Below are 12837 nucleotides of genomic sequence, written 5' to 3' on the forward strand. Positions count from 1 at the left end.
ATGAAAAAAATATTGGTATGTCTTCTCCTGATAAGTTTTGGTAGCACAGCACAAGTGTTGCGAAAAAGGACGGTAAAATTGATGGGAGGTCGATTTGATATTACAATAGTGGCTAAAGATTCGTTATCGGCTGAGGAAAATATAGATGCCGTCATCGCTGAAATAACACGGATAGAGAATCTTATTTCCGACTGGAAAAGCGATACTCAGATTTCGGAAGTAAACAGAAATGCAGGGATTGCACCCGTAAAAGTTGACCCAGAAGTATTTCGATTGACAGAAAGAGCCATCCATTTTTCTGAAATAACCAATGGAGCTTTTGATATTAGCTTTGCAGCGATGGATAGAATCTGGAAGTTTGATGGCTCAATGACTCAAATGCCTACTCCTGAGGCCATTAAGAAATCAGTTGAAAAAGTTGGATACCATAATATTATATTAGACCCTAAGAATTCTACAATTTTTCTAAAGCTAAAAGGCATGAAAATTGGCTTTGGAGCATTGGGAGAAGGATATGCTGCCGACCGTTGTAGAGATATGATGCTAGCCAAAGGCATTAAGGCTGGTATAGTAAACGGCTCAGGCGATATGAGTACTTGGGGGAAGCAACCCAATGGAAAACCTTGGGGCGTAGGTATAACCAATCCAATCCACAAAGACACGATATTTGCTGTTATACCGCTCTACAAAAGTGCTGTAGTAACTTCTGGAAGTTATGAAAAATATGTTATTTTCAACGGCAAGCGATATGCTCATATTATCAATCCAGTTACGGGGTATCCAGCTACTGGATTATGCAGTGTAACCGTTTTGGGGCCTAGTGCCGAAATGGCCAACGGTTTTAGTACATCTGTAATGGTGTTGGGTAAAGACCTTGGGCTTGCTCTTTTAAAAAAATATCCAGCTTATAAAGCGATACTTATCACAGATAAAGGTAAGATATACTCTACTCCTAATATTGATATCAATAAGTATAAATTAGAGTAGGTATTTATCTTGAAGGAGTGAGTGAAACTTGTTAAAATAATCCTCTGAATAAGCTTGTAAATAGCCTATTCAGAGGATTACTTATTGTTACCTAGCCAAAATAATCATTCCTAATCCTAAGAGATAGAAAAGTAACATTATATTGAGTAAAACATTCGTGCTTTTACTAGCATTTTTGAATTCTTTCCAAACATAAATCCCCCAAATAGCTGCTACAATAGTTGCTCCTTGACCAAGTCCATACGAAATAGCAGGTCCAGCTTTTCCACTAGCAATAATATTGAATGCCATACCCAAACACCAAATCGTTCCACCCAAGACCCCAAAACTATGATTTTTGAAGCTCCCTTGCCAATAGGCCTTATAATTGAGCGAATCGCCCACAAACGGACGATAAATTAATACAGTATTGAAGATAAAATTGCTTAATAATATTCCAATGGCAAAAAAGAAAATAGCCGTATAGGGACTCAATTTCCCAGCTTCTGGTAATTCAAAATCTGGAAACATGGCATTGGCGACGTATTTATAAAACAAGCCCATCAACAAACCACTTATTACCGATAGAGCCAATCCCTTTGTTGAAACCTTAGCACTTTCCGAAGAAGTACGATACACTTTTGCATTCAGCAAAATCGCCAAAGTGATGAGCCCTACTCCTATCGCCAAAAGGATTCCATTGCCTAGAGGATGGTCTAAATAATTAACAATTACCCCAATGACTAATGCTAAACCAATACCAACGGGAAATGCTACGGACATCCCTGCAATGGCCATTGCGGCGGTTAGTAAGATATTCGCAGCATTGAAAATAATGCCCCCAATGATGGCAGAACCAATATTTTCATTAGAAGCTTGTTGGAAATCACTCAAGAAATCCCTTCCTTTTTCACCATGACTACCAAGGGTAATTGCCAAAATAAAAGATGTTAGTAGAATCCCTAATACGTAATCCCAATAAAAAAGCTCGAAACGCCAGTTGTTTGCCGTGAGTTTTTGAGTATTTGCCCAAGACCCCCAGCAGAGCATCGTAATTAGACAGAAGAATACAGCCGTGGAGTAATTTTCAATGATAAACATGTCTTCTAATATTGAGGGGTTTATTGTTTTGGTTTGATAGGCTGACCAAATCTAAATACATTTTCATTGGCTGTACTATTGGGTTGATCGCTATAAATTAAAATATCTGTTATCCTACAATCGTGTTCAGCAGATGGATTCAATAATTTTAAAGATACCGTATGTTTTCCTTTTGGGAGTTTATACTTCCATGTCAATTCGTGTCTTCTGGTAGTAAATGAAGTGGGTAATTTTGCTGTTTCGAACAGTTTGCCATCGATATATACCTCCATCTCAAAAACATAACTACTGGTGGATGCCCATTTGGCTGTTTCGCCTTTTACGACAAAGCCTGTTCCTTCAAAATCAAAAGAATAGTCATCTTTCAAAGATTTGTACACATACTTTCTATCGATAGGATAAGTGTTGTCAAAACTTTTTTCAAATGGTACTGCTACAGGAATTTGTATTGGAATCGTTACAGATTCTTTGAGAACCTTCCCTCCATTACGTTCTATATTTAAAAGAGCATGTTTGTAACCAACTTCATAAACCTTGTTCAAAGACGTAGAAGTATATTTAAAGTCGATGTCTTCCGCTTCTTTCAAGCCCATTTTCCAATAAGCTGGAATGGCATCATAGCCCAAGATTGTTCCTAAAATTCCTCCTGCCGACGACGGATTGCAGTCAGCGTCTTGTCCACAACGGGTAGTGATTTCCATCGTTTTGGTAAAATCTCCATTGCCGTACAATAGTCCTACTACTACATAGGCAGAATTAATAGTAGCATCAATATTAAAAGGGGCAAAAACGCCATCTGGGCAACCTACATCTTGCGACCATTTATTTTGAATTTCATACCAAGTTCTTTTCCAGTCGTTCGGATACATTTTATGCCATTTAATCACATCCGCAATGCATTTATAATAATTGCTTTCTTTAGGAACAGTTTTTAACGCTTCCTGAACCACATAACGAACATCTTTTGAGACAAAAGCCAAAGCGTAACACGCACCTAAATAAACCCCACCATAATAGCCATCGCCATAATTCATGATGTGCCCAATTTTATCAGAAATCTTAGAGGCTGTATTAGGCATGGCAGGAGACATCAAGCCTGCAAAATCACATTCAATTTGATAATCTATACAATCAGCATGTGGATTGTTTTCCCAATAGCCTGATTGTGGGGGCATGATTCTGTTCAAAATGTTACTTCGCCCTACTTGATTAGCGTGCCAAAGAGCGTAGCCCGCATTGGCATAAGCTTTGGCATGAGAATTCACTGGAGCATCGAGTCCTTCTTTTTCAAATACTTCTACAAAGGTCAAATCCATGTATAAATCATCGTAAAGTCCCGGATTCTCTAACATCATTTTTTTGAGATAACCATCATACCAAGGCACAGGTTGATATTCGTTGATGATTGTCCCATTGTATTTGAATTCCATCGGGCCTCCGAAGGTTACGCCAATGGTTTGTCCAGCCCAACCGCCCTTTATTTTATTTTTAAGGTCTTTCTGAGAGAGGGTAATCGTTTTTGCCGTCTGAGCAATGCTAGAGCATGCTGTTGAAAGTAAAGCAATCAGTAATAGTATTTTTTTCATGTGTATCAATCTAGTTTTCAATAGTTTTACGTTTAAAGTAGTCATGGAAAAACTCACAACAATTATTAAATCACCATTCACTAACTCACAACTAATTCCTTGCGATATGGAATGGAAGACTGTGCTCCCATCTTTTTTACCGAGGCTGCTGCTGCTTTGCAAGCAAATTGTACTGCTTCCTTCAACGACATTTTTTCAAATAATCCTACAGCCAAAGCACCATTAAAACAATCTCCGGCGGCAGTGGTGTCAACAGCTTCTACTTTTACTGAATCTACCATTCCTTCAAACTCATCAGATAAAATATACGCTCCTTTTGAGCCACGGGTAATCACTACATGCTTCACCCCTTTTTCTCTGAGAATATTAGCGGCTTTTCGGAGTCCGTCTTCATTGACCACAGATATTCCTGTAAGGATTTCTGCCTCCGTTTCGTTGGGAGTGATTACTGTTAAATATTTTAAAATATCCTCTTTAAGTGGAGTCGCGGGAGCAGGATTGAGGATAATAGTAGCTTCGGTTTGATGAAATTTATTAACCACATATTCCACAGTTTCAAGTGGGGTTTCTAGTTGCATCAATATTAAATCTTCCTTTTCAAATATTGCACTGGCTTTGTCTATATTGGCTGGTGATAGAAAAGCATTTGCCCCAGGAGCAACCGTAATACAATTTTCTCCTTGCATATCTACATTAATTAAGGCAACACCCGAAGGTTGTTCTGCATCAGTAAACACATAATCTGTCTGAATACCTTCTTTTTCAAATTGCTGTAAAGCCATTTTACCAAAAACATCATTACCAACTTTACAGATAAAAACCGTCGGACAGCCTAATCGAGCAGACGTAACTGCCTGATTTGCGCCCTTCCCTCCTGGATTCATCAAAAATTTTCCGCCCATTACTGTTTCTCCTGGCAAGGGTAATTTTGGTGCTTTTATCACCATATCTGTATTTGAACTACCAATTATAATAATCTTACGCATTTGTATTCTTTTTTTTATACAAAAATACCTTTTATTAATTCAATTAAAAGTAGAATTTTTATCATTTTTAGTTATGGCTAAAATTAATATTATTAACCTTTATTTGTATTTTAGACCGTTAAATAAGGTAATAACTATAAAATATCAATATGGCTAATTCTGAACTGTTATTTTTACATAAATTAATACAATCTTTATCAAAAGCAGAGAAAAGGTATTTCAGGTTAACGACGCAAATACAAGAAGGGGCTAAAACTTTTATGCAACTTTATGATATTCTGGATAGTTGTTCAAATTTTGAGGAAGAAGTAACTCAAAGAGTAGCAAATGAACTCACATCAAAATCTATAGAATCCGCAAGAAAGTATTTGTATGCCAATATTTTAAAAAGCCTGAGATTATTTGAAGAAGAAAATTCGCTTGAAAGTCAGCTTTTAAACATGATTCAGGAATGTAAAATCCTGTTCAACAAAGGGCATATTGATTTGTATAATAAGCGATTAGCCAAAGCCATTCAGCTTGCTGTTAAACATGATAAACATCTTTTTTGCTTACTACTCAGCAAATTAGAACTACAAAACTTGGTAAGTTTACAGTTTTCAGACATTACAGAAACAGCGCTTATACGTAAGCAAGAACAATTCAAAACCTTATTAAAACAAGAAAATATCCATCATGAGCAAGCTATGCTTTATGAAATACTCTGGTTTAGGTATCTTAAAAATGGGATGGTCAGAAGTTCGGCGGATATTGAAAAGCTCAATGATTTACTGTTAGAAGAAAGTCAGATTTTACAACAAGCAAGACAAAAAACATTTGAGTCAAAACGATTGCACTTACAATTTCAGTCTACGTACTTTCTGGCAGTAGGCAATTCAAAAGGAAGTATTGCTATTTTTTATGAGTTGATAGATTTATTTGAGCAACATCAAACACTTTGGATAGATAATCCAATGTATTACATCTATTGCATTGAAGGTATTTTAACCGATTTAAGAGCCATGGAGAAATGGGAAGAGATGGCTTTTTTTATAGCGAAACTCCGCACCATTCCAGCCCTCAACGAAAGTACCAGATACTATTTACAAGTACTTATTTTTTCATATCAAGTTAACCTTTATATCGATTTAGAAAAAACCCAACAAGGACTCGAATGGGTAAACAATCAGCTAAGCGAAATTCAAAAAAGCATAGCACAAGTACCCGTCAAGCTTCAAGTCAGAGCTTATTATACTTTGGCTAGGCTTTACTATTTTACAAAAGATTATACCATAGCACTGCAATATGTCAACGAGATTCTAGCTGCTTTTCAAGAAGACCTGGGCACATCATTGTATGCTGAAATTAGGATATTGAATTTATTGATTCATCATCGTTTAGGTAATTTTGATTACTTAAGTTATGATTTGCTATCGCTAGAAAGAAAATTGAAAATCGAAAAGAAATATCATGCCCTTGAAAAAGTAATCATTCAAGTGTTCAGAAACGTATTTACATTGAATGGTCGTTCTCAAAAACTATGGAATACGTTTAATGACCTTTCAAAAATGCCTTATCATCAACCCATTATCAAAAATCTGAAATTAGATAAATGGGTATATAGTCGATTGTTTGAGAAGCATAGAAACGAATAGATTATCCTCAATTAAGCATTATATCTCTCTTTCAACAAATTCATCATATATACATTTATTTCCCATTGGTTAGCGACAGGCATTTGGGTATAAGGCAGTACGGGCATATAAGTAGCTGGACCAAACTCTGTAGTAATAGTCAGCTGTGTTCCTTGTTGTCGATGCGTTGCTACAACTTTGTCCCACCAAGATAAATGTGCTTGTAGTACTTCTTCCCATTCTGGAGCTCGCGGGTCATTTACCTGTGGACCTTCTGGATGACCGACTCTACTATGAATATGATTGGTATGAGCAATGGCCTTTGCTACAGCGTCCTGCTGATCATCCAATAATGACTCGTGGACGTTGCACCAATGAGAAATATCTAAACAAATCCGCAAAGCTGGGAGTTGATTTAGATATTCCTGCGCAATATGGGCTGCAAAAAGACTTTTGCCTCGATGCGTTTCATGAATAATTGTAATGCCTGTTTCCTCAGATATTGTACCCGCTAAATCAAATAACTGCTTATTCTGTTCAAAAGTAAAGTAGTCTTTTCCAGTTTGACAGTTAATGAAAATAGGTTTAGCCGAAATAAGGTTTCTCAAATGCTTTTCATAGCTAACAGCATGTTCGCCTAAATCTTTTTCATGAGATTGCCAATATTGTCCGATAAGTTCAAGCTCAAAATCATTTAAAGTAGCCAGTATTTCAGCCTTTTCTTTTTCATCAAAAGGTAAAGCCATTTCTACACCGTCGTATCCTGCTGTCTTTACGTTGTGACAAAAAGTTGCAAAAGGAAGTACATTGCCCCACTGAGGAGCATAAAATTTAATATTCATGAATGATGATTTACACGTTACTGCCATGCTAAATTAATTCAAAGCCCCTAATTCATCAGAAACATAATAACTCAAGAAACAAAAATCGTTTTATGTCATCTTCTTCTAATTTAGTGTTTACCATTCTAATCTTTGTTTATCTTTTAATAGAACAGCTTTTAGTTTATTGTAGGATAACTGTTGAGGAGACGTTTTATCATTGATAGCAAGAACAGCCGCTGTTGCTGCTGATTGACCCAAAATCATAAAAACAGGCTCCATCCTGATTGAACCATAAGCAATATGACTACTTGATAAACAAACAGGCACTAATAGGTTGTTGCATTCTTGTTCTTTTGGTAAGATTGAACCATAAGCAATAGCGTAAGGCTTGTCGGGATGCACGCCTATATCACCTTCGTTTTGTACAAAGCCATCTTTTGTCACATAGCGTTGGGCATTATGAGCATCCAAGGCATAAGAACCCATTCCGATTGGATTAGGCACTTGTGTTTTTCCTAAGGCATCTGCTTCTTTCATCACAAATTCGCCAATCATCCTTCTTGCCTCACGGATATAGAGCTGATGAGGCCAATTGCCATTATCTTTAAATTCATCCTTAGGTAAACCCCATTCTTGCATGCTATTCCGTACATCAATAGGGACACTTTCATCATTTTGCAAAAAATACATTAAGCCTTTTTGGTATAATTCATGTTCCTTAATTATTTGTTTGCGTCGCTCGTAAGTTGCTTCTGGATAATCATAATTTTTGCCAATGTAATCCGTACTAAAAGGCCCATGATTGTTGGTATCCGTTTTGCGATTGGGAATCAGGTCAAATTTATCAAAGGTTTCACGCCAACCTGTAGCAAATACTCTTGCCAATAATTCATATCGTGCTGGGTTGTACCCTTCTGGTTTTGCAAAAGGTATTCTATTGGCTGGATTACTGCTCAAACACATCCTGAAACAATAAGCCTGAATCTTATTGTCACCAGAACCATACTCTGCTATTGGTTCAGAAGAAATTTCTGGTAAAAGCCCACTATTTGGGTCATTTGCGATTTTATAGGGACTAACCTTCGTTTTAAAATGATGACCGTGTTGAAAAACTTCTGGTTGAACACCATTCCATTTTTCACCGTAAACACTGTTGGCTTCGCGACCAATATGATACTTTACTCCTGCCAATGCCATCAGGTCGCCTTCATAAGTAGCATCAATAAACATTTTTGCCTGATAAACCTTTCCGCTTAGGGTTCGAAAAGATCGAATACCTCCAGATGTCTTTACTATACTTGTTGGTGAACGATCTAACCATTCATTTCGATAAACAATCAGTTTGTTTTCTTTTACTAAATCTTCAAATATTTTCTCGGCAGCATGTGGCTCAAATATCCACATGGTTCGGTTAGCACCATCAATGGCGGGCGTTCCTTGCCCCTTGTTGCCATATTCTTCTCTCTTTTGCCATTTCCATACACTATTATCCTGGTAATGTTGATATAACCGTTGGTAAAATTCACGTGCTAAACCAGCTATTACTTCCTTGTTGCCTGTATCAGTAAAACCTAAACCTCCAGACGACAAACCACCTAAATGTATATCAGGCGACACTACGATAACCGATTTGCCCATTTTCTTGACCTGTACCGCAGCAATTATTGCAGCAGAAGTACCTCCATAAATAATTACATCGGCTTGTCTGATGATGGGTGTTACAGCAATAAGCGTCTTCGGAATGGACATGAGAAGAACCAATGATACAACAAAAAATATGTTTTTTTTCATAGTTTGAATCTGCTTAACATATTGTTGGTTTAGCGTAAATAAAGAAGATTCATTAAAAGACTAAATGAAATCTTCTGTTTCAAGTTAGCTTGAAATAACAGAAGAACTATCTGCTCTTGGGGTAGTTTCTTCCTGAAAACTTGATTTAATTATACTTTTATTTCCAAGCCCTTATCGTATTCGCCAGCCCAAAGTTTATTCGCATCTTTATCGTTTAGAATATGACCTAGGCAATCTTCAACTACTTGCTTATTCCTTACCAAATTGTAACCATATTGATACAAGTCAGCAGCAAACAAGGGGAGCAAATTATACCGCTTGAGATAAAAGCCTCTAATAAAGGATCGATGCAAAGTATGTTTATGTTTTTGAAAGAAAAGAATCGAGCTATAGGATACCGTCTTTCTTTGGAAAATTTTGCTACATACCCGCCCATCGAGGTATATCCAATCTACGCTATTTCGACGATTAGAATAGATTAAAATCAAAAAAAGCAGTAAACTATATCCGTTTACTGCTTTAAAAACTAACTGTTATTTTTCGTAATTATTATTTGAATAGAAGGTTTTTTACATTTAATGCTTTACTATTGCCCGTTGGGAATTTCACAAACACATCGTGTTGTCCTGAAACCCCTTTTATTTTCTGGCTAATATATTTAAAGGTGTTGACACCCGTTGGAGAAAAAGGGATAGTCGCTATCAATTTTCCCGTTTTTAAATCATCCAACCAAATCTCTATTTTACCCGTCACACTTGCTGAAATCTGTACTTGTACTTCCTTGCTTTTTTTATCTCCTAATTCTACGCCAGATAGCATAAACCACCCCCCCAAGTTTGAATTATTCGTAACGACATCTTCTGTACCAACCTTTACTTTTTCAACGCCATAGTAATTGCTATAACCTACCGCAGGCAGTTCAGTAAAACCATCTTTACACACGAACAAATCAAAATCAGCAGGTTTTTTTTCAGTAAATAGCCCTACGCTTGTACCTACCCATGAATTATAATTTGGTTGGGTTTTATCAAGGTTTTTCAAATTGATACTCTCCCCTACCTGTTTCCAGTTTTTGCCATCTCCACTATAATACGCTACCAAGTTGTGTAGATTTCTTACAACTTTTAGCCATACGATATTCCCAAAGGTATTTGGAACAGACTGAGTGTGTTTTTCAAAACTAAAAATGATTTTTTTGCCCTTTTCGAAACCACTATACAAACGCACTGTCACTTTTTGATTACCACTACTCAGATAAAGTCCTGCTTTGGTTAGAGAATCAGTCGCATTAAAATCTACTTTTGTAACGGCTGAATAATAGTGGTCTGTTTCCTTTTGAACAATACTAGTTCTGCTACTATCTGAAACAAGTCGTAGCCAGCCTTTTCTGCTAGTAAGTGAATATTTGTCTGCATATTTCTTGCTCAAAAAGTGCCAGTCTAACGCAAGGGTTTCTTTCTCAAAATAATCTGTCGCAACGCTTCGCCAATTGATATCACCTTTAGGGAGATTAGGGCTTGCGATAGGTAAAGTAGTAGGAGCCATTCCCCAAGGGCGGTCACCTTCCCAAATCACAGGGTAAAGCGATGTCTGACGACCCGTACCTGACCAATCATCACCATCATACTTTTCATAACTTTGTCCAATTGTCCACCAGCTTCCATCGGCCAATTGAATAGGTGCTGAAATATGGTTAGGACGACGGAACCCTACTTTTGGGTCGGTAATAGGTTTAAAAAACTCTCCTAATCGTTCCCATTTGGTTGAGTCACCTGTCAAAGCCGTACCCCTCATTACATATTGCCCTCCTGATACATCCCCTGCAGGGAAGTAATAATAATAGCCATTACGCTTACACATAACAGGGCCTTCTGCCCAACTATATTGTAGTTTTGCATTTACCCAGTCCATATCAATCACTGATGATGTCAGTTGACCATCTTTGCCTAATTCTTGCAAACGATTGGTTTTTTGTCCGTTCTTGATAACCATGTAAGGTTTGCCATCATCATCTACAAAAATGGCATTGTCATATCCCAATGGTCCTGTTTTCGGATTTGACTTTACCTGTACTGGCGTAGACCAAGGTCCTGCCGGAGAATCGGCCTTGCTAAACCATTGTCCATTAGAAGAGAAATATATCCAATATGAGCCATAGAAATACGTAATAGCACCCTGCCAAATTCCTGCTGATGGATTATCTGAGACAAAGCTACCTATCGTTGGTGGTACTACACGGCTAATAACTTTCCAATGCACCATATCTTTTGAATGATAGATTGGTAAATAAGGGGTAAAATGAAAGCTTGAGCCACAATGGTAAAAATCATCCCCTACTTTTAGCATCGTTGGATCTGGATGGTCGCCTGGCAAAACAGGATTTACGTATGTTTTTACTTCATTAAAAAAATCTTGTGCAATTACAGATACTGAGCTAGTAAAGCATAATAAGCCTATTAATATGATGTACTGATTTATTTTATATTTCATATAAAGTTTTCTTTAGTGAATAATCAAGAGGATATTAGTTAAAATCGGTTCAGAAGTTATTTAATCGTTAATGTACCTGTATTAGGAAGATAGCCAATGGTAGGATCAGCCCTAAACCAGTCACTACATAACCTTCCAATGACTGTGTAGCATGGTTAACCATCATTAACAGGTATCCCCCTGCATTTTTTGGGCAAAACTTCCACTTGCAAATACTATACAGAATATAGCTAACAAATAGATTTTATATTTTTTATCTTCTCGTTTCGGATAACACTTGCCAACCTTATCGGTTTACCTATTTTACTTACCCTTTGTACTGATCACTGAGTAAAAAGCAGGCTTAGGTTGATAGTTACGGTCGAACAATAATGGATAGTTTGTTCTACCACGCACTGGCCATCCATTCAACCAACTTTGTCCATCATGTACTCCCCAAAAAGTTACTCTCGAAATCTTGTCTTTATGTTTCAAAAACAGGTTAAAAAGAGCTTCGTAATCCATCGCTAATTGAGTTTGAAGGCTGTCGGGCAATCCATTTGCATAAGGATTTAATGATGGAGAATTTTGCATGCGTTGATTCACATCAGCACCTTGAAAATCACGTTTTAGCACCTCAATATCCAGTTCTGTAAAAGCTACTTTAATGCCCAATGCCGAATACGCTAAAATACTTTCTTCAATCTGTTTCAGCGGTATTTTACCCAAATGCCAATGTCCCTGAATACCCACACCATCAATTTTCACACCTGCTGCTTGGATTTTTTTAATCAACGCAATACATCCTGCTCTTTTAGCAGGTTGCTCGTTATTGTAATCGTTATAGTAAAGTTCTGACTTTGGCGAGGCCGTCTGTGCTAGTCTAAAAGCTTCAGTAACAAAGTTTTCGCCTAATTTATTCAAAAAAATAGACCTGCGCATTGTTCCATCTTCGTTGAGTGCTTCATTGACAACATCCCATGTTTTTACTTTCCCGTCATATCTTTTAGCAACTGTTGTAATATGATTTTCAAAGAAAGTTTTCACAGAATCAGCATCTTTTATCTGGCGAACAAAATTTGGCAGTTGACTATGCCAAATTAACGCATGTGCATTCACTTCAAGATTCAAGTTTTTGCAGTAGGTTATTAACTTATCGGCAGGTTCAAAGTTGTATACATCCCATTTTGGATGAATAATCTGAGCCTTCATAATATTTTCAGGTGTAGCCGTATTAAACTGTTGAGCAATTAAACTTGTCGCCTGTGGGTCTTTATCATCTATTTGATAAATACTCAAGGCTGTGCCAATCACAAAATCTTTTTTAAATACCTTCTTCAATGAAGGAGTTTCTTTCACAGATTTCGTATGCTTTATCGGAGGTTTTGCCGATACCTCTACCATGCCACATAGTAAAAGTGCTAATAATATTTTGCTATTTATCATTGGATAATTTCTATTTTTATAATTATATATTATTGAACTATCTAGTAATCAAACA

Annotated in this window: 10 protein-coding genes; 2 read left to right on the plus strand and 8 right to left on the minus strand. The window is 37.0% G+C overall.

What is annotated here, in order from left to right; all coding sequences use genetic code 11:
- Nucleotides 1-987 (plus strand): FAD:protein FMN transferase, encoded by a 987-nt coding sequence (locus tag VB264_RS11460; protein ID WP_323249473.1) that lies wholly within the window; start codon nucleotides 1-3, stop codon nucleotides 985-987.
- A gap of 87 nt (nucleotides 988-1074) precedes the next feature.
- Here VB264_RS11460 and VB264_RS11465 read toward each other — a convergent pair whose 3' ends face one another.
- From VB264_RS11465 to rbsK, 3 genes are all read right to left on the minus strand, one after another.
- On the minus strand, nucleotides 1075-2067 hold the full coding sequence (locus VB264_RS11465; RefSeq protein ID WP_323249474.1) for a GRP family sugar transporter: 993 nt from the start codon (nucleotides 2065-2067) through the stop codon (nucleotides 1075-1077).
- 20 nt (nucleotides 2068-2087) lie between these two features.
- Nucleotides 2088-3653, minus strand: a complete 1566-nt coding sequence (locus VB264_RS11470) for an ADP-ribosylglycohydrolase family protein (protein WP_323249475.1) — start codon at nucleotides 3651-3653, stop codon at nucleotides 2088-2090.
- Nucleotides 3654-3733: 80 nt separating this feature from the next.
- Nucleotides 3734-4639 carry a ribokinase gene (rbsK, locus tag VB264_RS11475; protein WP_323249477.1) on the minus strand — a complete coding sequence of 302 codons (906 nt, stop codon included), beginning with the start codon at nucleotides 4637-4639 and terminating at the stop codon, nucleotides 3734-3736.
- Between the two features lie 149 nt (nucleotides 4640-4788).
- On the opposite strand from rbsK, the gene VB264_RS11480 reads away from it, so the two are divergent.
- Nucleotides 4789-6273: a hypothetical protein gene (locus VB264_RS11480; RefSeq protein ID WP_323249479.1), complete on the plus strand. Its 1485-nt coding sequence runs from the start codon at nucleotides 4789-4791 to the stop codon at nucleotides 6271-6273.
- 11 nt (nucleotides 6274-6284) lie between these two features.
- On the opposite strand, the gene VB264_RS11485 is transcribed toward VB264_RS11480, so the two are convergent.
- The 5 genes from VB264_RS11485 to VB264_RS11505 form a co-directional block, all read right to left on the minus strand.
- Complete coding sequence (locus VB264_RS11485) at nucleotides 6285-7094, minus strand: sugar phosphate isomerase/epimerase family protein (RefSeq protein ID WP_323249481.1); 810 nt, start codon at nucleotides 7092-7094, stop codon at nucleotides 6285-6287.
- 117 nt (nucleotides 7095-7211) lie between these two features.
- Nucleotides 7212-8825 (minus strand): FAD-dependent oxidoreductase, encoded by a 1614-nt coding sequence (locus tag VB264_RS11490; RefSeq protein WP_323249482.1) that lies wholly within the window; start codon nucleotides 8823-8825, stop codon nucleotides 7212-7214.
- Nucleotides 8826-9016: 191 nt separating this feature from the next.
- Entirely contained in the window at nucleotides 9017-9175 is a 159-nt protein-coding gene (locus tag VB264_RS11495) for a hypothetical protein (protein WP_323249483.1), read from the minus strand.
- A gap of 241 nt (nucleotides 9176-9416) precedes the next feature.
- Entirely contained in the window at nucleotides 9417-11357 is a 1941-nt protein-coding gene (locus VB264_RS11500) for a family 43 glycosylhydrolase (RefSeq protein WP_323249484.1), read from the minus strand.
- Nucleotides 11358-11660: 303 nt separating this feature from the next.
- Complete coding sequence (locus VB264_RS11505; RefSeq protein ID WP_323249516.1) at nucleotides 11661-12740, minus strand: endo-1,4-beta-xylanase; 1080 nt, start codon at nucleotides 12738-12740, stop codon at nucleotides 11661-11663.
- Between the last annotated feature and the right edge of the window lie 97 nt (nucleotides 12741-12837).

It is taken from the genome of Arcicella aquatica, from assembly GCF_034928825.1.
GTDB lineage: Bacteria > Bacteroidota > Bacteroidia > Cytophagales > Spirosomataceae > Arcicella > Arcicella aquatica.